Origin of the sequence: Castellaniella sp. (assembly GCF_049671645.1) — a bacterium.
Classification (GTDB): Bacteria; Pseudomonadota; Gammaproteobacteria; order Burkholderiales; family Burkholderiaceae_B; genus Castellaniella.
On sequence record NZ_JBATVG010000019.1, the window covers coordinates 330279 to 350785 of the forward strand.

21 protein-coding genes and 3 tRNA genes are annotated in these 20507 nt (G+C 60.4%); 14 read left to right on the top strand and 10 right to left on the bottom strand.

The window, feature by feature from the left end:
- Positions 1-18: 18 nt before the first annotated feature.
- The 7 genes from WBG56_RS10020 to WBG56_RS10050 all read right to left on the bottom strand — a co-directional run bounded on the left by WBG56_RS10020 (position 19) and on the right by WBG56_RS10050 (position 5704).
- On the bottom strand, positions 19-1326 hold the full coding sequence (locus tag WBG56_RS10020) for an AAA family ATPase (protein ID WP_424267802.1): 1308 nt from the start codon (positions 1324-1326) through the stop codon (positions 19-21).
- A 12-nt stretch (positions 1327-1338) separates the two neighbouring features.
- Positions 1339-2652 carry a type II and III secretion system protein family protein gene (locus WBG56_RS10025; RefSeq protein ID WP_424267804.1) on the bottom strand — a complete coding sequence of 438 codons (1314 nt, stop codon included), beginning with the start codon at positions 2650-2652 and terminating at the stop codon, positions 1339-1341.
- Positions 2653-2684: 32 nt separating this feature from the next.
- Complete coding sequence (cpaB, locus tag WBG56_RS10030; protein ID WP_424267806.1) at positions 2685-3632, bottom strand: Flp pilus assembly protein CpaB; 948 nt, start codon at positions 3630-3632, stop codon at positions 2685-2687.
- Positions 3629-4216 (bottom strand): TadE/TadG family type IV pilus assembly protein, encoded by a 588-nt coding sequence (locus WBG56_RS10035; RefSeq protein ID WP_424267808.1) that lies wholly within the window; start codon positions 4214-4216, stop codon positions 3629-3631. Before WBG56_RS10035 ends, cpaB begins: the two co-directional genes overlap by 4 nt.
- Before the next feature lies 1 nt (position 4217).
- Complete coding sequence (locus WBG56_RS10040; protein WP_424267810.1) at positions 4218-4772, bottom strand: TadE/TadG family type IV pilus assembly protein; 555 nt, start codon at positions 4770-4772, stop codon at positions 4218-4220.
- A 25-nt stretch (positions 4773-4797) separates the two neighbouring features.
- A complete protein-coding gene (locus WBG56_RS10045) occupies positions 4798-5349 on the bottom strand; it encodes an A24 family peptidase (RefSeq protein ID WP_424267812.1) in 552 nt (183 codons plus the stop codon).
- A 166-nt stretch (positions 5350-5515) separates the two neighbouring features.
- Positions 5516-5704, bottom strand: coding sequence for a Flp family type IVb pilin (locus WBG56_RS10050; protein WP_424267814.1), 189 nt, complete (start codon positions 5702-5704; stop codon positions 5516-5518).
- A 347-nt stretch (positions 5705-6051) separates the two neighbouring features.
- Between WBG56_RS10050 and WBG56_RS10055 the strand changes: the two genes are divergently transcribed.
- The 3 genes from WBG56_RS10055 to WBG56_RS10065 all read left to right on the top strand — a co-directional run bounded on the left by WBG56_RS10055 (position 6052) and on the right by WBG56_RS10065 (position 10040).
- Positions 6052-7770 carry a ShlB/FhaC/HecB family hemolysin secretion/activation protein gene (locus WBG56_RS10055; RefSeq protein WP_424267816.1) on the top strand — a complete coding sequence of 573 codons (1719 nt, stop codon included), beginning with the start codon at positions 6052-6054 and terminating at the stop codon, positions 7768-7770.
- A gap of 290 nt (positions 7771-8060) precedes the next feature.
- Positions 8061-9500 (top strand): collagen-like triple helix repeat-containing protein, encoded by a 1440-nt coding sequence (locus tag WBG56_RS10060; protein ID WP_424267818.1) that lies wholly within the window; start codon positions 8061-8063, stop codon positions 9498-9500.
- A 27-nt stretch (positions 9501-9527) separates the two neighbouring features.
- The gene (locus tag WBG56_RS10065) at positions 9528-10040 is read left to right on the top strand and encodes a MarR family transcriptional regulator (protein WP_424267820.1); all 513 of its coding nucleotides are present in this window, start codon (positions 9528-9530) and stop codon (positions 10038-10040) included.
- Positions 10041-10092: 52 nt separating this feature from the next.
- Here the strand turns inward: WBG56_RS10065 and WBG56_RS10070 are convergent, their stop codons facing one another.
- Positions 10093-10530, bottom strand: coding sequence for a prepilin peptidase (locus WBG56_RS10070; protein WP_424267822.1), 438 nt, complete (start codon positions 10528-10530; stop codon positions 10093-10095).
- 403 nt (positions 10531-10933) lie between these two features.
- On the opposite strand from WBG56_RS10070, the gene WBG56_RS10075 reads away from it, so the two are divergent.
- Positions 10934-11128 (top strand): hypothetical protein, encoded by a 195-nt coding sequence (locus tag WBG56_RS10075; protein ID WP_424267824.1) that lies wholly within the window; start codon positions 10934-10936, stop codon positions 11126-11128.
- Here the strand turns inward: WBG56_RS10075 and WBG56_RS10080 are convergent, their stop codons facing one another.
- Positions 11129-11749, bottom strand: coding sequence for a Fic/DOC family protein (locus WBG56_RS10080; RefSeq protein WP_424267826.1), 621 nt, complete (start codon positions 11747-11749; stop codon positions 11129-11131). It abuts the gene before it with no gap.
- Between the two features lie 75 nt (positions 11750-11824).
- On the opposite strand from WBG56_RS10080, the gene WBG56_RS10085 reads away from it, so the two are divergent.
- Positions 11825-12874, top strand: coding sequence for a metallophosphoesterase (locus tag WBG56_RS10085; protein WP_424267828.1), 1050 nt, complete (start codon positions 11825-11827; stop codon positions 12872-12874).
- 704 nt (positions 12875-13578) lie between these two features.
- On the opposite strand, the gene WBG56_RS10090 is transcribed toward WBG56_RS10085, so the two are convergent.
- Positions 13579-14748, bottom strand: coding sequence for a methionine aminotransferase (locus WBG56_RS10090; protein WP_424267830.1), 1170 nt, complete (start codon positions 14746-14748; stop codon positions 13579-13581).
- A gap of 262 nt (positions 14749-15010) precedes the next feature.
- Between WBG56_RS10090 and WBG56_RS10095 the strand changes: the two genes are divergently transcribed.
- The 9 genes from WBG56_RS10095 to WBG56_RS10135 form a co-directional block, all read left to right on the top strand.
- Positions 15011-15217, top strand: coding sequence for a cold-shock protein (locus WBG56_RS10095; RefSeq protein WP_323000064.1), 207 nt, complete (start codon positions 15011-15013; stop codon positions 15215-15217).
- A 287-nt stretch (positions 15218-15504) separates the two neighbouring features.
- Positions 15505-17421, top strand: coding sequence for a tRNA uridine-5-carboxymethylaminomethyl(34) synthesis enzyme MnmG (gene mnmG, locus WBG56_RS10100; protein ID WP_424267832.1), 1917 nt, complete (start codon positions 15505-15507; stop codon positions 17419-17421).
- Positions 17418-18092 carry a 16S rRNA (guanine(527)-N(7))-methyltransferase RsmG gene (gene rsmG, locus WBG56_RS10105; protein ID WP_424267834.1) on the top strand — a complete coding sequence of 225 codons (675 nt, stop codon included), beginning with the start codon at positions 17418-17420 and terminating at the stop codon, positions 18090-18092. The genes mnmG and rsmG overlap by 4 nt, the downstream gene beginning before the upstream one ends.
- Positions 18082-18894: a ParA family protein gene (locus WBG56_RS10110; RefSeq protein WP_424267836.1), complete on the top strand. Its 813-nt coding sequence runs from the start codon at positions 18082-18084 to the stop codon at positions 18892-18894. The genes rsmG and WBG56_RS10110 overlap by 11 nt, the downstream gene beginning before the upstream one ends.
- A 34-nt stretch (positions 18895-18928) precedes the next feature.
- Positions 18929-19870, top strand: a complete 942-nt coding sequence (locus WBG56_RS10115) for a ParB/RepB/Spo0J family partition protein (RefSeq protein ID WP_424267838.1) — start codon at positions 18929-18931, stop codon at positions 19868-19870.
- Positions 19871-19909: 39 nt separating this feature from the next.
- Positions 19910-19996: transfer RNA gene (locus tag WBG56_RS10120), tRNA-Tyr, on the top strand.
- A gap of 53 nt (positions 19997-20049) precedes the next feature.
- Positions 20050-20123: transfer RNA gene (locus tag WBG56_RS10125), tRNA-Gly, on the top strand.
- 34 nt (positions 20124-20157) lie between these two features.
- A tRNA-Thr gene (locus WBG56_RS10130) sits at positions 20158-20232 on the top strand.
- Between the two features lie 42 nt (positions 20233-20274).
- Positions 20275-20507: GTP-binding protein (locus tag WBG56_RS10135; protein WP_424264707.1), on the top strand; the 233-nt coding region annotated here is incomplete at its 3' end.

A 20507-nucleotide genomic window follows, 5' to 3' on the forward strand; every position in this document is an offset into this window, starting at 1 on the left:
GGATATTCCTTTGATCTGCTAGCGCAGGTACTTTGCCTTCAAGCCGCCCCACAAGGCATGCAGCCCCGCCGGCTCCTGCCGGTTGAAAGGAGACTGGGACTGCAGCAGGTGGTTCAGCAGGCGCCGCACGGCTTGCGCGTAAGGGTCCCGAGGCGCCGACTGCGCCAGTCGAGTCCCCTGGTTCAGGTGATTCCAGAGACTGAGCGTACTGTCGGGCGCTGTGCCCAACAGCTTGAGGCCGAATTTTTCGGCAATCTGCGCGGCGGACAAACCATACCGGCTGTCATAACGATTGACGACCAGTTCCAGCCGCTGCGTGTCCACACCCTGCCCCTGCAACACGGACAGATAGTCCGCCAGGGACAATATTCCGCCTAGGCTCTGGTCGGTCACCACCCAGACATGATCGGCCGCATTGCACAGATTGACGATGAACGGCAGGTTGTCCATGCCGCCGGCATCCACGACCACGAAACCGTAAAAATCATGCAGACGGTTGAACAGGGCCAGGCCATCTTTGTGCGTGATGCCGCGCATGTCGTCCAGATCCGGCGGGAAGCTCAGGATGCCCAGGCCCTGCGCATCATGCGGCAACGCGGATTCCAGCAGGGTATCGTCCAGGCGATGCAGATTGTTCACCGCATCCAGGAAGTGGAAGCCTTCCGGCGCCCCAAGATACAGCAGGCCGTCTCGTACCGGAATCCCGAGATCCAGCAGGCAGGCGCGGGCGGATGATGGCGACGGCGTTCGATACGACTCCTGCGGATTCTTGCGATGACGGTCCGCCAGCGCCTTGATCAGATGAACATGACACAACTCGGCCAAATGGGTCGCCAAGGTAGTGACCCCCATGCCCTGGCGCGCGCCCAGCAGCAGCACGCTGCGCCCACGCGCCGCGCCGCCCGTCGCTTGGGCGGGGGGCGCCTCCATCAACCGGTCCAGCGTCCGGCGGGCATCGCTTTCGTTGCCCAGATCCAGACAATCCGAGACACCCGCCCGCAGGGCCTCGACCGTCAGTATCCCGGCGTCGTAGCGGATCAAGGCCACACGGGGAATCCTGGGAAACCGCCCCGCCGCGTACTGGCACAGGCGGCGGGCCTGCGTCAGTTGCTCCCGACCCGCATCCGTCCCCGGGTCCAGATCGAAATCGATGAACACCAAACGGGGCGCATCGGGATCCGGCAGGCCGCTGGAGGATGCATCGCGATGCATCCCGACGCTGACCAGCCGGCCATGATCCGCCAGCAAGGCGGCAAGCCGCCCGCGGGTTCCCTGCTCGTGCAAGAACGCTAGAAACTGTGTGGCAAGCAAGCCGGATGCATCCATGGCGTTAGGCACTCATCTCGAAAATCCGGGCATCTGTTCGCTGCCCATGCCGCCCGTCAGGTAGAACCCCCAGGCATTGGCCGGGCTGTCCTCGCGGTCGATGTCCTCTCCGGGCAGCTTCAGCCGGGCGCCCTTGGCGATGGGACGTATCAGGTGGGGGGTCACCAGAATGACCAGCTCCCGCTCCTCCTGGGAATAATGCAGGTTGCGGAAAAAAGCCCCGATGATGGGCAGATCGCCCAGGAACGGCACTTTGTCCACATTGGCGATCGTCTGCCGGGACACCAGACCGCTGATGATGAAGCTTTCGCCATCCCCCAGCTCGACCATGGTGTCGGCTCGGCGCGTACGGATCGAAGGCAGCAGCGTCGTCTGGTCCCCGCTCCCGATGGCAACCGTATTGGTGTAGTCCAGCTCGCTGGCCTCCGGAGCCACTTTCAGGGCGATCCGATTCGATGACAACACCGTGGGGCTGACCGTCAGGCCTATGCCAAACGGCTTGTATTCCACGTTCTGGGTCCCCAGCCCCCCGGACACGGGCACGGGAATTTCCCCGCCGGCCAGGAACTTGGCGCTCTGACCCGACATCGCCACCAGGCTGGGGCGCGCCAGGATGCGCGCCATGCCATTGGATTCCAGCAACCGCAGGGTCGCCCGGAAGCGCTGCGGCGAATAGGTCACGGCAAACCCGCTGCCAGCCGACAGAGCGGCGGGCAGCAACGGCGCAGACCCGCCCCATAGACTGTCATGGCCGGCGCTGGACCCCGCGCGCCAGTCGATGCCCGCATCTTTCATGACCGAGCGGGACAATTCCACCACCTGAACGTCCACCTGCACCATGGACGAGGTGTCGACGGTGGACAGATCGGCGGCCTTGTCGCCGGCAGCCACCTGGGCGGCTCGGTGCGACAGCAAAGACGCGGACTGCCCGGCGATGACCGCCGTATCATCCGCCTGGGCGATACGGGCGTCCGGCGCCTGTCCGGCTCGCGCCAGCGCGGCATGGGCCGCGCTGATGACATGAACCCGCCACAAGGCCTGCAGGGCCCCGCCCTGATTCCAGACCCTGACCTCCGTATCTCCGGCGTGCATGCCGGTCAGCAGAATACCCCCGGCCCCTCCGCCCTCGGCTGGCAGGACCTGGACGTCGGCCACAGCGGGGTCGGCCACGGCCACGCGCTGGGGCGTGCCCGCCACCGGCATAAAACGCTGCGCCCGTTCCGCCAGACTGACTGCCTGGGTCGCGGCGGCAGCCGGCGAGCACATGCCCGCTGCCAGCAGCACCAGTCCCAGGATGGCGGGAATTCGAAGGGCGTTCAGAGACATAGGGAGTCCTTGTGCTGACGAATCAGTGTTTTCTAATAATGTTGCAAGGTGGACTGATTGCCGCGAATCACCTGCACCGTGGCGCCCTGGCCACGGGGAGCGGATGAACGGCGATCCGCCGGCGCGTCACCGGCTGCATGCTCCGAACCCGCCAGGTCTCCCAGGCTCTCTCCGGCATAGGCCAGGTTGGCGGGGTCCTGCAGCCGCAAATGATCCTCCTCGTCCAGGCCCGCGCGCGCCGATAGCACAGGCACCCGATCCGGGAACAGGTCCCGGTCCGGTTCGCTGGCGTCCTGGACGGATCGCAGCACGAACTGCAGAACGCCTTTTGTGGATGCCAGCAACAAGGTATTGACCTGTTCCTGGGGCACGGCCACGATCGCGCTGACGGGCGCCTTGGCCTGCTTGTCCTCATCCTTGGACAATTCCGGCCTGTCCATGGACCTGGCGCCGTAAGCCAGCAGCCGCACGCGCGCCATCAACAAGCGGGACTGCGTAACGCCGATCTCACCGCCTTTACTCAAGGTGAAGAAAATATCCACCAGATCGCCGGGCCGGATCGATCGCCAATCGGCGGCGGCGGCGACCGGGATATCCACCGCTCTTTGTTCCGCGTCCAGATAGCTGGACAGGCCCTTGGCCAACAGAAAGGGCATCAGCGGCTGCCCTTCGCGCAGGTCGAAGCGCAGGACCTTGTCCAGCAAGGGTCCCGCGCCAGCATAGGCGCCTGCCGGCGCGGCCTGCCATTGGGCAATCTTCAGGGACGATGCCGACAACACATCCCCCGCCTTCAGATCCCGCGAGGCCACCGCCACCGGAACCGTTTCGACGGGCTGCGCCGATGCGGGCTCCCGCTGCACATGAACGATCTGCGGCGCCGGAACCGGCGCCGGATTTTTCGCCAGGTAGTAGGCAAACGCGGCAAGCCCGGCGGCCGTCAGCAGCAGCACAACCGCCAGGAGTCTCAGCAAGGGGTTCATGGAAGAGCGCCTCCCGACGCAAGCGAAGGCGCGATGACGACGACCGACTTCGCACGCAGAGTTTCAGGAATCCAGTGTTCCGGGCTTGCATCCCCGGGCAACATCCCGCCGGATAAATCGGCAAGACGGTCCATGGTGTTGAGCAAAGGCCAGCCCTTCACGTCCAGAGCCAGATGAACGGTCAGGCAACGAAGACCCGCAGCGCCTGCGCTGACGTCCGCCGGACAGGCTCGCACTATCGTTTCCACGAACCCGGACGCCGCGCAGGCTTCCGGTGTAGCGGCGGGCCAGAACGCCTGCAACACGGCCGTACGGACGGCCACGCCGCAGGCGTACTCGCCGACCTGCTCTTGCAAGGCCTCCGATGCCGCCGCATCGTCCCCCCCGGCAGCGGACGCCGCATAGCTCTGCGACAGCCCGTGACGCGCGGCGTCCGCCGCAACGCCGATCAGGGACTGCTGCGCCCAGAACAAGGCTCCGTAGCTGACGATGGCGAAGACCAGCATCAACAGGACGATCAGAGTCAGACTCAACTCGATGGCGGCGATGCCTGACTGATCCCGAGCGCTACGGACACGATTCATGTCACGAACCCTCCTGGGCGCCAGGATAGGAAACGGCCAGATCCACGGATGCGCGGGCCTGCAACACATCGGGGACCGGTATCGACAGCAACGATCCGGCACCCAGGATCGGCAGCAGCGGACCTTTCCGGTAGTCGTAGCGCACAATCACTTCGGCCTGCTGGGAGGACGCCGCATGTGCCGCAGCGTCGGCCGGGCACAGCCCGGAGGGATCGTTATCGGCGGAACACAGCCCTGAAGACCCGTCGGACACCCGCCCCGCCGGCAGGCACACTGCGATTTCGACCCGTTCGTCTCCCGCCATGGACCTTATCCAGGAAAGCTGCCTGTCAGCGGCTGCCCGAACCCGGCAAACCCGCTCCGAGTCGTCCCGCGCCCAGGCCAGCAACATCCTGGCGCCCGAGTTGGCCGTGCGGTTCAAGGACTGCTGGGCCATGAAAATCAGGCCATAGGTCAGCAAGGCATATAGGATCAGAAAACAGATGACGAAGACCCATGCGAATTCGACGGCATAGGCCCCCGACTGATCTACAGCCCGGCTTGCAGCTGATCGCACGCGGATCCGGCGCAGGTTCGCCACGTCAGGACCTCCCGACCAGTCCGGCCAGCCAAGGGCGACCGTGCAAGGCCTGCCAGCCCAGACCGAACAACACCGCCATCGCCATGTAAGCGGCAAACGGCGTCGAGCGTGGCACGGAGAAAATCCCGAACCGCTGAAGGGCCGCGGTGTTCATGCGGCACAGGCAGTACGCCAGGGCGTGGATGCCCGCCATCACGCAGGCCAGTAAAAAAGCGGGAACCAGCCCCGTCAACCCAAGACAAAACCCCAGGCAGGCGGCAAACTTCACATCCCCCGCGCCCATGGCGCGAAACCGCCATAGAGGAAACAGCACAACCAGGGCGACCCCAGCCCCCATCAGGGCCGGCGCCCACTGCGTGGCAATGGCGTCCTGCATCCAGGGAAGAGCCCCGGGCGCAAACCACGCGCATCCCAGCAACCATATGGCCTGCAGGCAAAACGCCAGCAACAAAAGGCGATTTGGAACCCGGCGCTGACGTAGATCAGACCGGATGATGCCAGCATTCAGGCCGCAAAATAGCAGTAGCCATCCTGTCACCCCTACGAACCCCACGTGTGCCGCCTTATAGTTTTGTTGAGATTTGCACGATAAATACAACGATTGATTCAGCTTGAATCAAATAAAACTCAGCGTGCTGAAAATCAATCGATAAAAACCGGAATCAGTTCTTTGTTATAGAGAAAACAGCCAGGCCAGAGGAATCAATCAGATCCGCTGATTACTTTGCTGCTTCGGTGGCGGCACCCTCTACCTTATTGCCGATATTCGTGAACAAATCGCTTAGGTGTTCCCCCAAAGGCGTCAAGGCCGCCAATAGCGCCACTGCAATCAGCCCTGCGATCAACCCGTATTCAATCGCCGTAACGCCATCTTCTTCTTTCAAAAATGACAACATTTGTTGTTTCATTATTGTCTCCTGAAACAATATCGTGACAATTAGTAGCAAAGACTCGACTAAATGATCTGCTTGGCATGACAACAGTAACCAGAATTGCCAAGAATGAGAAAATTGTGCAATCATTTAATTAAACTGTCAAACACCGCCTTTCTGCTGCTTTTCATACGTCTAAATTTAATTGGAATTTTTAGACATATTTAATTTTGACTGTAATTCGTGGCGTTCTTTGTTCTTCTTGCTTCTTATTTCCATCTTCCCATCCGCAGAAAAGCACAATATCGGACATACTCGTGAGAAATAACAGCGGCGATAATCTTCCAACGAAAAGACAAGGTCCGTCCTCCTCGGCCGCCCGCATGACCCTGATCGGTCTGGCACTGGGCGCCTGTCTGTCGCCAGCCTGGGCAGACGGCCCCGTCCGGGGCAATCCCCTGGATAGCATCCCGTCGCTGCCCACTCCTGGCCACACCGGCCAACAACCGACTCCCACGCTACAGCCGGGCGGCGATGCCGCCGCCCAACGCCAACAGGCGCTTCAGGCCCGGCTCGGGCAGACTGTCGTGCCCCGGCACTTCAATGTCGCCGGCAACACCGTCGTGCCCCTGTCGCAGATCATCCCAATCCTCGAACCGCTGATCGGCAAATCCCTGTCCGTCTCCCAACTGATCGCCGAGGTCGGGAAGATCACCAAGATCTATCAGGACCGGGGCTATCTGCTGTCCTTCGCCCTCTTGCAAAACCAGGATTTCCGCGACGGCCTGGTCCGGGTCACCATCGTCGAAGGCTACGTGGACCGAGTCGATTTCCAAGGCGATGCCGGGCCCGCTGAAGATCGCCTGAAATCCCTGTCAAAACCGCTGCTGGACGCCAAACCGCTGACCCGGGCCACGCTGGAGCGCGCGCTCAACCTGATGCGCAAGGTTCCGGGGGTCAAGGTCCAACCCCAGATGGATCTGCCGAAGTTCGCGGGCGGGGCCACCCCGCTGATCCTGCATGTACAGCGCCACGCCTTTCGCGCCGAGGGCGGCCTGGCCGATATGGGTTCAGGGCTGCAGCCCATGGTGGGAATCGTCACCGGCAGCCTGACCCCGCTGGGCGAGCAGATCCGGCTGACCGGCGCAGTGCCCATCGGCAGCCACGACGTCAAGTACATCTCCGGCCAGATCAGTATCCCCATCGGACACGACGGATTGGAAATGATCGTGGACGGCTACCACTACGAATCCCACCCCGAGGACGGCGAACTGCAGGATGCGGGATTGAAGCGGCGGGTGGTCAATGAGCAACTGGGCGTTGGCCTGCGGTACCCCTTGCTGCTGGACAACAAGCGATCCCTGACCATTGAAGGCGGTGTGTACGCATCCCGCTCTCTGGACGAGTATCGGCGTAACAGCGACAACCTCTGGCTGAACCAGCGCACCGACCTCCGTGTCCTGCGCGCCGGATTGCGCTACCGGGATGCGGACGAAAAGCAATCCCGCAACATCGGTCTGAATATCTATCACGGACTGAGCGGCGCGGGGGCCGGCAAACGCTACGCCACGAACGCCACGCCCTCTGGCCAGCCCGTCGACCTGGCTTTCCCGGAAAAACTCGATTTCACCCGGTATGCCCTGGACCTGGAACAGACCGTCAAACTGCCGGCCGGATTCGGGATCACTTTCTCGGGCTTCGGGCAATACTCGACCGATCCTCTGCCCACCACGGAACAGACCTCCTTCGGCGCCTGGCGCTACGGTCTGGGTTATCCCCAGGGCGAACTGGCCGGCGACAAGGGTTACGGTGTGGCGCTCGAACTGAACCGCCAGTTCAAGACCGGCTGGTCCCGGGTTTCCGATATACAGCCCTACGTCAAGATCGACCGGGCACGAGCCTGGTACAACCAGGCCAATACCCGGCTCGTCTCTTCCAGCACCCCGACGCTGTCCTCCATCGCTCTGGGCGCTCGCATCACGGACAATCGGCACTATATTTTCGACGTGAACGTAGCCAAACCCATCGGGGATCCGGCCACCCACGACGATCGCCGCGGCGTTCGCGTCAATGCCAACTACTCCCTGCTATATGGCGGCTGATAGAAGCGGCAGACCGTCGAATGCGCACGCCGCCGATCGCGTTACCCGCGTTTCGGAAAATAACGGGCATTTGTAACAACCGCAAATTTCAGACAGTCTTCATTTTGCGATTTTCTTCGGATGTATTTTTTTGGCCCATGGTAAATCATTGATTACCATGGGTTTTTATTTTCATATCTGAACTATCAATCCTTTTTTGTACAGATTTTAAAACCTGGCATGAGATTTGCTTGATGAATGGCAAGAGATCACAGAAACGTGGCTCTGACCACCATATCAAGGAGATCGCCATGCGCAAACCCATACAAACCACTCCCCTGTCCTCATCCACCGTCCGCAGCATCATGCAAGTCACCCTGGTGGCCGCCGCTCTGGCGCTGACGGGCTGCGCAAGCTCTGATGACAGTGGCGGCAGCCGGCATGCGGGCAACTCGCCCATGACGAATCCGACCAACCCCGCCCTCAGCAGTGCGGGCCCGCTGGAAGGAGCGCTCAAAAACACCGGCGGCGCCGTGGACAATGCAGCCGAACTCGGGCTGGAAAACACACTGGGCGGATTGGGCAAACAGTTGGACGGACCGCTCAAGCCCGTCTACACCACCGTGGAATCGACGACCCAAAGCCTGGGCGCCCAGACAGGGTTGGGGGAGCCGCTGGATGGCACACTCAAGCAAGCGGGCGGCGCTGTCGCCGGCATTGGCGACAAAGTGGGTGAATCGGGCCTGCCCGGCGGCTTGGGTAAAGGCGCCGGGGCGCTGGTCACCGGAGTGGGCGACGCGCTCTCCTCCGCAGGCGGCCTCCTGAACAAGAATGAAAACGAACCGCACCCGCTGGCGCAAACCCTGGTCGACGCTACGGGCGGCGTGCGCGGCCTGACCAGACAACTCACGAACCAGGGAGGTTTGCTGGAACCTTTGGCCGGTGTGCTGGATGGCGGCCTGGGCGGTCCCCTGGGCCTGGACGGCAAACCCATCCTGCAGCCGGCGCTGGCCAACGCAGGACAGGCGGTGGACCAGGTGCTGCCGGTGGGCCTGCAGCAACCGCTGGATAGCGCCGGGAAAACATTGGATGGCGTCGTTGCGCCTGTCGGGGGTGCGGTAACCCAGGTCACCCAGACCATTGGAGACGGCACGCGCATCGGCGCTCCGGTCGACCAACTTCTCACCAGCATCGGCGGCAATCTGCAGCAAGTCACAGGCGGCATGGACTCAACCATTCCGCTGGGCTTGAACAGTGTCGTGGCCAGCCTGGGAGCCACCATCAGCAGCGCCGGCGGTCTGGTTCACAAGACGTCAGGCAATCCCAATCCGCTGGGCCGCACTCTGGATAACGCCACCAAGTCGCTTGTCGCGCTGACTAACGGATTGGGCGTCACCGGTGGCCAGCAAGGCGGTCTGCTGGGCGGCATCCTGGGCGGCAACGGTGGCCTGTTGGGCGGCATTTCAGATGGCGGCGCCGGCGGCCTGCTCAACGGCATCGGCGGCGGCAATGGCGGCCTGCTGGGTGGCATCGCGGGAGGTAACGGCGGATTGCTGGGCGGCATCGCAGGGGGTAATGGTGGATTGCTGAGCGGCCTCACGGGCGGCAACGGCGGCTTGCCGAGCGGCGGTCTGCTGAGCAGCATCGCGGGCGGCAACGGTGGCCTGCTGGGCGGCAACGGGGGTAACGGCGGCCTGCTCTCGCCCGTCACGGGATTGCTGAGCGGCTTGGGTGGTTTGGGCGGCAAGTGATCTGTGCCGGTAAACAAAAGGCCCCTCATGGACATGCAATTCAATCCACGGCCTGAAGCCGCTACGGCCCCAAGCGATGCGCCCACCGGCATCTCGAGTCTGGTGGGCGCCCCTGCGGATCAGTTGGCAAACATGCTGGGCCTCGTGTTTCCGGTCCTCGCCGAGATATCGATGACCGCGATGGCCCGCCACTACGGCCTTCGTCGACTCGACTTCAAGGCACTGGTCTGCATTTCCGTACTCGAGCCATTACCCACCGGACATCTGGTGAATATTCTGGGCGTCAGTCCGGGCAGTGTGACGACCATCCTGAACCGGCTGGAAGAACGGCGGCTGATCCGCAGGGACCGCAGCATGCGGGATCGCCGGGAAGTCAGCCTGTGCATGGAAGGGGATCGCGGCTTCGACCTGGTATTTCCGGAACACGCCTCGACGGCCCTGCAACACGTCCTGGCGGAAAGAGATCCCAAGGATGTCCGATGCCTTCTGGAGCTGCTGTCCGACTGCCTGGAAGCGCTGAGAGGCGGGAAGATTGCCTGAAAACAAGCGGCGGCCGGCTTCTGATGCCCTGTATGCAGGGCCAGGCGGGACATCAGATTGCCGGCGTCAGCATGAGCAGCAGCCCCCCGAGTGCCAGGCAGGGGCCAAAAGGCTGCAATCGGGACGCACGACTGAACAGAGCCAGCAGCCCCCAGGCCGCCAGGCTGATGACTGCCGACAGCAATAGCAGCAGCGGCACCTGCGGCCAACCCAGCCAGGAACCCAGCGCCGCGGCGAATTTGACGTCACCACCCCCCAGGCCGTCTCTACCGCACCACAACCGGTACAACGCCCCTGCCAGCCAAAAGATAGACCAGGCTGCCAAGCCTCCCAGGACCGCCTGCGCGGGCGACGCAAATACCCCCGCACTGTTGAACAGCAGACCGGCCAACCATAGCGGAATCGTCAGGAAGTCCGGCAGCAGACGAGTCTCCAGGTCAATCCACGCCAGTACAAACAGCATCGATCCCAGCAGCAGAGCCCCCCACATCCGAAGCCCTGGCGAAAAACAGATCGCGCACAGAACCCCAACCGCCAATCCAGCAAATGCGGACAGGCCTCGACAAGGCCGGAATCCCGTCACATCCACAGTCTGGCCCAAATCCCTGGCCAGTAAAAATGCCCGCCTGCGAAAGACGGGCCAGATCAGAACCGCCAGGCCGACGCCCGCGGCAAGCGGCAGGAATCCGTCCAGGAACATAGAGACGGGCATGCAGATCTCCTCAGATATTGGCGGCGGCTCCAGGCGCCGACCCGACACGATGCCATCCCCGCGATGTTCCCGACTTCGACCACACAAAAAGATGTCTCAAAATTTCCGCATTCCAGCGATTTGAATACGAATTTTCCATCTGGAATCAGGGGCCTCCACTCGATGCGCAGTATAATGAGGCATGCTCTCCAGCGCCCTCCCACTCGTTCCCGATTTGCTCGCTGCGGCGCCCGCGGTGGATCTGCGCCGCATCATCCGGGCCGTCGCCAGTTCCACCGCTATCGAAACCGGCCAGGCCGTCCACGAACTTGAAAGCCAGTTGCAATCCGACAGCCGCTTTCCTGCGCTGGAACTGGCCGCCCCCACTCCGGTCTGATCAAACCCCCTCATCGGGCACGATACGTTCGACCCAGGTCTTCATCAGCCGGTAATCCCCCATCAAGCCCATCTGGATGGCCTCAATGTAGCGAGGCCGATGCGATTCCCATGGGCTATAGTCCAGCGGCCCTAGACCCGCCTGCACAGCCATCACGTCCGCCAACAGACGCGCAATCCTGCCATTGCCTTCACGAAACGGATGTATCAGTATGAATTCCACGTGCGTCAGCGCGATGGCTTCAATCAGATCCTGGCGCAACATGCCAAAACAGGGTGTATACCGGGCCAGATACCGCCGATCATAATCGTCCAGCAGGGCTGGAATCCTGTCGGCCGCCGCAAACGGGAAACCGCCTTTGCTCATGTTGACCGAACGCTCGTGGCCAGCCCAGGCGTAAACATTACCCAGCCAGCGGCGGTGCCATTCCCGAATCAAGCGAACCGTGACCGGACCCCGAGGCAGGTGCTGCAGAACATGGACGTACAGTTTGCGCAGCAGCATCAGCTCCGCATGATTCATGTCATCGCGCGTGACGATACCCTGCTTGTTCTTCAGAACCTCGCCGTCCGATCCTTCCTGATAGCTGTTCTGCCACCCGCTGACCTGATATCGGCTCATCAGACAGTCTCCTGCAAAACCCACCCCTGGATTCCTCCCATTGTCCTCAATCCCGGCACGAAGGAGAATAGGGACATGAACCCAACACTTGTCCACAACCTGGCCGAACAGCCGCTAGCCATCATCGGCGACATCCACGGCGAAATCCAGGCGCTCGATGCCTTGCTGGATCAACTCGATCGCCACCCGGAACTGAAAGACAGGCGGCTGATCTTCATTGGCGACTTGTGCGATCGGGGGCCAGACAGCGTGGCGGTCATCCAGCGGGTGCGCGATCTGATCGACCAGGGGCGGGCGCTGGCCATCCTGGGCAACCACGAAATCAACTTGCTGGCTCATGACGCCAAAGACGGTTCCGGGTGGTTCTTCGACAGCAGGGAAACTCCGGACACCCCGCATTACGCGCCTTTCACACGAGCCACCGCAACCCAACGCCCTGAAATCCGCGATTTTTTCTGCAGCCTGCCGCTGGCCATCCGCATGCCGGGCCTCAGAATCGTTCACGCGGCCTGGGACCCTGTCTCCATTGACGCCATCGCTCGAGTTCCCCTGGGGAACATCCTGGAACTGATTCATGACTGGGACCTGCGCATTCAGCAGATGGCGGAGAAAAATGATCTTCGAGCGCGCTACATCGCCGAACGCGAGCGCTGGGCACGCGAACTGGAAGACCCCGACAACCCGCCTCCCTACCTGGACGCGGTCGCGGATTTCGAATCCCTCCAGCAGCGTCTCAATCCAATCAAACGCATGACCTCGGGAATCGAAGCCCGCAGCGCCCAGCCCTTCTATTCCGGCCATCGATGGCGCTATTCAGACCGCATTGCATGGTGGGACCAGGACCCCGATCCGACCCCGGTCGTCATCGGTCATTACTGGCGCCTGTTTCAGCCCCCCGGCAATCCGGATGCCTGGCGCTACAGCCGCCTGTTTCAGCACATCGCGCCCACGGCCTGGCATGGATCGCAGCGCCAGGCCTACTGCATCGATTATTCAGTCGGCGCCCGATGGAGCGAGCGCCGGCAACAAGGCCATGTCAGCACGACACGCTACCGCCTGGCCGCCCTGCTATGGCCGGAACGCCAACTGATCTTCGACGACGGGCAGGAACTGCCCACAACGTAATCCAGGCTGTGGACAAACAGAGGGAAGGCTACCCGTGCATTTCCTGGGGACAGCTTGTCAACAAGCCGCTGATTCGGCAAACAAGTGAAATGAGTCCACAATCCGTCCTCCTCCAGTCCCTAGAGTAAGTCACAGGGAAAAATCCCATAATTATTTGATTAATAAGATTTTTCTGAATTTTCCCAGTTATCCACAACCTTCCATCATTTATCTTATAGGTAAATAGAAGATTATTGGAACAAGCTGGTTCCCCAGCGGGCTCTCTCACTCGACTGCTCTCTTTCCCTACCCGAGCCTGCGTGAACCCCGCGCAAGAGACAAGCAAACCTTGCCTTCACCATCCGCGCCACTCCCCCCCTCGCCGCACAGCCCGGACAAAGAGCGGGGGCTTCCGATTCAGTCCGCGGAGGGCGCATTTTCCTGATGACAGACGGTTCCCTGTGGATAGCCAGAGGGGAACGGCCTGTGCATCCGCTGTGGATGCCATCTGCACAAGTGCGTTCTTTCGGTATGGACAGGAAAGTGTCCCCAAACAGTTCATCGGCAGATCACATGCTCTTCCACTGCTGGAAATATCATAAGTATTTAATTCTAAACGAATAAATGATTTGTTCCATTTATCCACAGGCTTCCATTAGTCTTATCAGTTAGATATTAAAGATAAGAACAAACAAAAGCGGCTCTCCTCTCCCCCCCCCTAGCTTTCACAAGCTCACCAGTTTTTCGATTGCTGCATCCAGGGTGGTATCCTGCTTGGCAAAGCACAGGCGCAGCAGCTGGTGGTTGGCATTGCGGGATGCGGGGTCTGCGTAGAACGCCGAAACCGGGATTGTCGCCACTCCTGCCTCTTGGGTCAGGCGAATGGCCAAGTCCTTTTCCAGGCCGTGGCCCAGCGCGCTGGTATCGACCAGCAGGAAGAAGGTGCCCTCGGAATGCAGCGGGCGCAGTTTGCTTGCACTCAGGCCTTGCACCAGACGATCACGTTTGCGCTGATAAAAGGCGGATAAGCCCTGGATGGCGTGGTTGGTTTTCAGGTAGGAGGCGATCCCGGCCTGGATGGGCGTGTTGACCGAGAACACGGAAAACTGATGGACTTTGCGAATTTCTTGGGATAGCGGCCCCGGAGCGCAGCAGTAGCCGATTTTCCAACCGGTGGCATGGAGCGTTTTAGCGAACGATGACACCAGGACGCAGCGGGATGCCAATGCCGGGCGAGAGGTTGGACTGACGTGTGGCTGGCCGTCGAAGACGATGTGCTCGTAGGCTTCATCGGACAAAATCAGGAAGTCGTGATTGGCTGAGATCTGCTCCAGTGCGTCCAGGTCCTCTTCACGCAGGGTCAACCCGCTTGGGTTATGCGGGAAATTCAAAATCAACATGCGGGTTTTCGGTGTCACCGCGTCCGCGATTGCGTTCCAGTCCAAGTGGAATCTGGGCCTGTCCTTTGTGGGCGGATTCATTGCTACGCGAACAGGTGCGCCGTTTGCCAGTGTCACGACGGGAGCATAAAGGTCGTAGGATGGGTCGATCAGAATGACTTCATCGCCTGGGTGGATCAGGGCCAGAATGCTGGATGTCAGCGCTTCAGTCGCCCCTGATGTTACGGTAATGTCGGTATCCGCATCGTAGCTATAGCCCTGGTGGGCGATGATTTTGTCGCGAATTGCCTGGCGCAATACGGGCACTCCGGTCATTGGGGCGTATTGATTCGGGCCCTGCTGAATGGCTTGGCATACCGCGTTCAGTAGTTCGCTGTCCGGTTGATAGTCCGGGAACCCCTGCCCCAGGTTGATGGCATTCAATTGCTGAGCCAGTGCGCTCATTTCGCTGAAGATGGTGTCACCCACCAAAGGAAGTTTTGTTTTTGGATTCATTTGTATATGTTGGATTTAGAATACTTTCTCGGGAAAATCGATGATTATTTCGGTAGGCGCGGATACAATCTGACCTAGGGAAAACTATGATTTGACTTTTCGGCAAGCGTGGTTATTCTCCCTGTTGCAATGCAATTCAAGCAGCACGCACGTCTCGCAGTAGGCTTGCCCTGTCGCTCTTCGCTACTCAGGCACGATCTGTTCCGTTTCCGCGTTCTTGATTCATTGTTGTTATCTTTCTTTTATTAGGACGTACCTGATCATGGCTCAAACGGGCAAAGTCAAATGGTTTAATGCTGAAAAGGGTTTCGGCTTTATCACTCCGGACGCCGGCGGTTCTGACGTGTTTGCGCACTTCTCCGCTATCGAAGGCCGCGGCTACCGCAGCTTGAACGAAGGGCAAGAAGTCCAGTTCGAAGTCAAGGACGGCCCCAAGGGTCCCCAGGCTGCTGAAATCCGCCCGCTGTAAGTTCTAGCGGTTGGTTTCGAAAAGGCACTCTTAGAGTGCCTTTTTTCTTTCCTCCCGGCACAATAAGTTGTACGCGGTTTTCCCGGGCTTGTCCACAGACTTATCCCCTGATGCATTCCTGTAGTGTTCCACGTGAAACATTAATTGGAAATAACCGAACTATTGCCTGGTCCGGCTTGTTTCACGTGGAACATCGGCTTATCCGGATAACGCTGTTTCACGTGAAACAATGCTGGCTCGAGGAGTTCGAGGACGTATAATGTCGCGAACTCCTCCATTGTTTTCCCATGAATTATTCTGAAGAATTTGATGTTCTCGTTATTGGCGGCGGTCATGCGGGAACGGAAGCGGCATTGGCAGCAGCCCGTATGGGCGCTTCCACTCTGTTGTTGACCCACAATATGGACACCTTGGGTCAGATGTCTTGCAATCCGTCTATCGGTGGGATTGGTAAAGGTCATCTGGTTAAAGAGGTCGATGCCTTGGGGGGCGCGATGGCGTATGCAACGGATCTAGCCGGCATTCAATTTAGAATTCTGAATCGTTCCAAAGGCCCGGCGGTTCGTGCGACTCGTGCGCAGGCTGATCGCTCCCTCTATAGACGCGCCATTCGGATGCTGCTGCAGAGTCAACAGAATCTGATGATTTTCCAACAGTCTGTGGATGACCTGATCTTGGAAGGCGATCGCGTCGTCGGCGCCAAGACACAGATCGGCCTGGTTTTCCGGGCCAAGACTGTGGTGCTGACAGCGGGGACATTCTTGAATGGCTTGATGCATGTGGGACTGTCACATTATGCGGCCGGGCGGGCAGGAGATCCTCCGGCGATCAGCTTGGGGCAGCGTCTGAAAGAATTGAAACTTCCCCAGGGTCGCCTCAAAACCGGGACGCCTCCGCGCATTGATGCGAAAACGATTGATTTTTCAAAAACAGAAGCGCAGCCTGGGGACTTGGATCCTGTGCCGGTATTTTCCTTTTTAGGAAAAGCCGAGATGCACCCGGAACAGGTGCCGTGCTGGATCACCCACACGACAGAGCGTTCACATGAAATCGTGAGATCCGGTCTGGATCGATCACCGCTCTATAGCGAGCAGGGGACGATCGAAGGGGTAGGGCCGCGGTACTGCCCGTCCATTGAAGACAAAATCCATCGCTTTGCAGACAAGACCAGCCATCAAGTCTTTCTGGAGCCCGAGGGGGCATCTTCGTGCGAAATTTATCCAAATGGGATTTCCACAAGCCTGCCTTTTGATATTCAGTATGCTTTGGTGCGTAGCTTGCCGGGCCTGGAAAATGCGCGGATCATGCGACCTGGCTACGCGATTGAATATGATTATTTTGATCCCAGGCATTTGCATGCCTGGATGGAAACCAAAGCCATTCAAAATCTGTTCTTTGCCGGCCAGATCAACGGAACGACGGGGTATGAAGAGGCGGCCGCCCAAGGCCTGATAGCAGGAGCCAATGCCGCATTGCGCTGCAGAGGGCAAGAACCCTGGGTCGTGCCCCGCCAGGAAGCCTATCTGGGGGTTCTGGTCGACGATCTTGTAACAAAAGGCGTTACTGAACCTTACAGAATGTTTACGTCGCGAGCGGAATATCGCCTGAGTCTGCGAGAAGACAATGCGGATCAGCGTCTGACGGAAATAGGGCGCCGTCTGGGGTTGGTGGACGATGTGCGTTGGGACGCCTTCAGCCGCAAGCGCGATGCCGTGGCGGCGGAAATCCAGCGACTGCAGGATACCCGGGTCAATCCGGCTGTTCTGAACGCCCATGATCGGGAAAGGCTGTCTTTACAGCACCAGGACCGCCATCCCAGCCTTCTGGATCTGCTCAAGCGCCCCGACGTGGATTACGGAGACTTGATGCGGTTGTGCGACCTGGATGGCGCATCGCTGGCCGGCCCCGGTCTGGCGCAGACCGATCAGGTCGAACAGCTGGGCATACAGGTGAAATATGCTGGCTATGTGGAGCGTCAGCGCTTGGAAATCGAACGTCAGCGCGCCCAGGAAACCCATGCGATTCCTGATGATTTCGATTATGGACATGTTCCCGGACTCTCCACCGAGGTCCGCCAGCGCCTGGAATCCGGCCGCCCTGCGACCATCGGCCAGGCCGGCCGGATTTCCGGCGTGACGCCGGCGGCCGTTTCCTTGTTGCTGGTGCATCTGAAACGGCTCCAACGGGGACGCAAAGCCGCATGAGCCGAGATTTTTCATCGTTCCGGGAACCCTTGGACGCCGCCCTACAGTCGCTGGGGATGTCGCAGGACGTGGCACGGGCGGACCACTTGCTGGCTTACCTGCAGCAACTGCACCACTGGAACAAGGCGTACAACCTGACGGCTGTGCGCGATCCCGGCGATATGCTGGTGCAACACGTTTTCGACAGCCTGGCCGTGGTGCCGCCGCTGCGCGGTATTCGGGGGGGACGTGACACCCGGGTCGCGGATATGGGGTCAGGGGCCGGTTTACCGGGTATCATTCTGGGCATTTGCCAGCCGGACTGGACCGTCTTCTGCGTGGATGCCGTGGGCAAGAAAACGGCCTTCATCCGCCAGGTTGCCGGGGTGCTGGGACTGAAGAACGTGCAGGCCGTCCATGGCCGGATCGAATCGCTGGATAGCCTGCAGGCGGATGTGGTGATCTCTCGAGCCTTCGCCTCGCTCGGTGATTTCGTCCGGGTTGCCGGGCATCACCGATCATCCGATGGCACGATGCTGGCCATGAAAGGCCAGTATCCGCACGATGAATGCCAGGCTCTGGAATCGGCGTCCGACTGGACAGTGAAGTCCCGGATGGCGCTGCATGTTCCGGGTATGGACGCGCAACGCTGCCTGTTGGAACTCGGATTGAAGGAATCCCATGACTGCTGATAGCCCGAAGCCTACCGCCCGTGTATTTTGCATCGCCAACCAGAAGGGCGGGGTGGGCAAAACCACGACGGCCATCAATCTGGCCGCGGCTTTGGCGCTGCATGGGCAACGCGTCTTGCTGGTCGACCTGGATCCTCAGGGCAATGCCACCATGGGCAGCGGCATCGACAAGAACGGCGCTGCCGTCAATCTGTACCAGGTGCTGATCGGCGAAGCCCGGGTCGCGGATGCGCGGATCCGCTCGGAATCCGGCAACTACGACGTGCTGCCGTCCAATCGGGAGCTTTCCGGGGCGGAAATCGATCTGGTCGGCATGGAACATCGCGAAACCCAATTGAAATCGGCGTTGGAACAGGTCGGCCCCGATTACGATTTCATCCTGATCGACTGTCCGCCGACCTTATCCTTGCTGACGCTCAATGGCCTGGCGGGCGCCCATGGCGTGATTATTCCCATGCAGTGCGAATATTTCGCCCTGGAGGGCCTTTCCGATCTGGTCAATACCATCAAGCGCGTCTATCGCAATTTGAACCCAGAACTGGAGCTGATCGGGCTGCTGCGCGTCATGTTCGATACCCGGGTCACCCTGCAGCAGCAGGTATCGGAACAGCTTGAATCGCACTTTGGCGATAAGGTCTTCAAATCCATCGTGCCGCGCAACGTCCGCCTGGCCGAAGCCCCCAGTCATGGCATGCCCGGGGTTATTTACGACAAATCCTCACGTGGGGCCAAGGCTTATCTCGCTTTCGGCGAAGAACTGATCCGTCGCGTGAGCGGACAGATCCGCCGCCGCGCCGCCTGATCGACCCCGCTACACTGACAAGGACTCATTCCCGATGGCAACTCGAAAGAAAGGACTGGGCCGTGGCCTGGATGCCCTGCTGGGGGCGGATCGCGGCGCATTGGATGCCGTGGGTAGTTCACCCGCGTCCGAGGCTCCCCATCAATTGCCGGTAGCCGTTCTGCAAGCGGGCCGCTACCAGCCGCGCACCCGGATGGATGAAGGCGCCCTCAATGACCTGGCTGATTCGATCCGGGCCCAGGGGATCATGCAGCCGATACTGGTGCGTCCGCTGGACTCCGGCTCCGGCCAGTACGAAATCATCGCCGGCGAACGCCGATTCCGCGCAGCCCAGATCGCGGGCCTGAGCGAAGTCCCCGTACTGGTGCGTCAGGTTGCCGACGAGAACGCGGCCGCCATGGCGCTGATTGAAAATATCCAGCGCGAAGATCTGAATCCCCTGGAAGAAGCCCATGGCGTGCGCCGTCTGCTGGACGAGTTCGGCCTGACGCACGAACAGGCCGCCACGGCGATCGGCCGCTCGCGGTCGGCCACCAGCAATCTGCTGCGCCTGCTGAATCTGGCGGAGCCGGTGCAAACCATGCTGCTGGCCGGCGACATCGATATGGGCCATGCCCGCGCCTTGCTGGCGGCCGATGCCGCCCGTCAGATCCTGCTGGCCCACGAGGTCGTCGCCCGTCGCCTGTCTGTGCGCGAAACCGAAAAACGCGTCGCCCGCGCCCTGCGCGAGGAAGACCAGGCGGTCCTGACACCCTCGGGGCGGGTGGCCAGGGCTGATCCCAAACCCGGTACGGGTGACCTGGGGCGTCTGGAAAAAGCCCTGTCGGATCATCTTGCGACTCGGGTGCGGATCAAGTCCGGCGCTCGCAAAGGCGGCCAGCTCGTCATCGATTTTTCGGACTGGGCGCATCTGGATGCTTTGCTGGAGCGCCAAGGGCTGGGCCAGGTCCTGGCGGCCCAGGACAAGGGCGCTTGACAAGCAAAAAGAATATCTTCATAATCCGTGATTCGCTTCGGTGGGGTGCCCGAGTGGTTAAAGGGGGCAGACTGTAAATCTGTTGGCCTTGCGCCTACGTTGGTTCGAATCCAACCCCCACCACCAAGCGGCCTGTTTTCTGCCAAAACAGAAAACAAATTCAGCAGGGAAACCGAATCGCGGGTGTAGCTCAATGGTAGAGCAGAAGCCTTCCAAGCTTACGACGAGGGTTCGATTCCCTTCACCCGCTCCAAGCGGGATTTGCTGACGGTATCAACACGAATACCGCCCATGTGGCTCAGTGGTAGAGCACTCCCTTGGTAAGGGAGAGGTCATGCGTTCGATCCGCATCATGGGCACCACAGATTTTTAGACCAGCTCTCATTCCATATCAGGAGTCAGCCATGGCAAAAGGCAAATTTGAACGGACCAAACCGCACGTGAACGTGGGGACGATCGGGCACGTTGACCACGGCAAGACGACCCTGACGGCAGCCATCACGACGGTGTTGGCCAAGGCGATGGGCGGCGAAGCCAAGGGCTACGACCAGATCGACAACGCGCCCGAAGAAAAGGCGCGCGGCATCACGATCAACACCTCGCACGTGGAATACGAGACGGCCAACCGTCACTACGC

What these genes read in the sequence shown, in the direction of transcription:
- WBG56_RS10020 (WP_424267802.1), bottom strand. Translation starts at nt 1,326, where the DNA reads ATGGATGCATCCGGCTTGCTTGCCACACAGTTTCTAGCGTTCTTGCAC.
- WBG56_RS10025 (WP_424267804.1), bottom strand. Translation starts at nt 2,652, where the DNA reads ATGTCTCTGAACGCCCTTCGAATTCCCGCCATCCTGGGACTGGTGCTG.
- cpaB (WP_424267806.1), bottom strand. Translation starts at nt 3,632, where the DNA reads ATGAACCCCTTGCTGAGACTCCTGGCGGTTGTGCTGCTGCTGACGGCC.
- WBG56_RS10035 (WP_424267808.1), bottom strand. Translation starts at nt 4,216, where the DNA reads ATGAATCGTGTCCGTAGCGCTCGGGATCAGTCAGGCATCGCCGCCATC.
- WBG56_RS10050 (WP_424267814.1), bottom strand. Translation starts at nt 5,704, where the DNA reads ATGAAACAACAAATGTTGTCATTTTTGAAAGAAGAAGATGGCGTTACG.
- WBG56_RS10055 (WP_424267816.1), top strand. Translation starts at nt 6,052, where the DNA reads ATGACCCTGATCGGTCTGGCACTGGGCGCCTGTCTGTCGCCAGCCTGG.
- WBG56_RS10060 (WP_424267818.1), top strand. Translation starts at nt 8,061, where the DNA reads ATGCGCAAACCCATACAAACCACTCCCCTGTCCTCATCCACCGTCCGC.
- WBG56_RS10065 (WP_424267820.1), top strand. Translation starts at nt 9,528, where the DNA reads ATGGACATGCAATTCAATCCACGGCCTGAAGCCGCTACGGCCCCAAGC.
- WBG56_RS10070 (WP_424267822.1), bottom strand. Translation starts at nt 10,530, where the DNA reads ATGTGGGGGGCTCTGCTGCTGGGATCGATGCTGTTTGTACTGGCGTGG.
- WBG56_RS10075 (WP_424267824.1), top strand. Translation starts at nt 10,934, where the DNA reads ATGCTCTCCAGCGCCCTCCCACTCGTTCCCGATTTGCTCGCTGCGGCG.
- WBG56_RS10080 (WP_424267826.1), bottom strand. Translation starts at nt 11,749, where the DNA reads ATGAGCCGATATCAGGTCAGCGGGTGGCAGAACAGCTATCAGGAAGGA.
- WBG56_RS10085 (WP_424267828.1), top strand. Translation starts at nt 11,825, where the DNA reads ATGAACCCAACACTTGTCCACAACCTGGCCGAACAGCCGCTAGCCATC.
- WBG56_RS10090 (WP_424267830.1), bottom strand. Translation starts at nt 14,748, where the DNA reads ATGAATCCAAAAACAAAACTTCCTTTGGTGGGTGACACCATCTTCAGC.
- WBG56_RS10095 (WP_323000064.1), top strand. Translation starts at nt 15,011, where the DNA reads ATGGCTCAAACGGGCAAAGTCAAATGGTTTAATGCTGAAAAGGGTTTC.
- mnmG (WP_424267832.1), top strand. Translation starts at nt 15,505, where the DNA reads ATGAATTATTCTGAAGAATTTGATGTTCTCGTTATTGGCGGCGGTCAT.
- rsmG (WP_424267834.1), top strand. Translation starts at nt 17,418, where the DNA reads ATGAGCCGAGATTTTTCATCGTTCCGGGAACCCTTGGACGCCGCCCTA.
- WBG56_RS10110 (WP_424267836.1), top strand. Translation starts at nt 18,082, where the DNA reads ATGACTGCTGATAGCCCGAAGCCTACCGCCCGTGTATTTTGCATCGCC.
- WBG56_RS10115 (WP_424267838.1), top strand. Translation starts at nt 18,929, where the DNA reads ATGGCAACTCGAAAGAAAGGACTGGGCCGTGGCCTGGATGCCCTGCTG.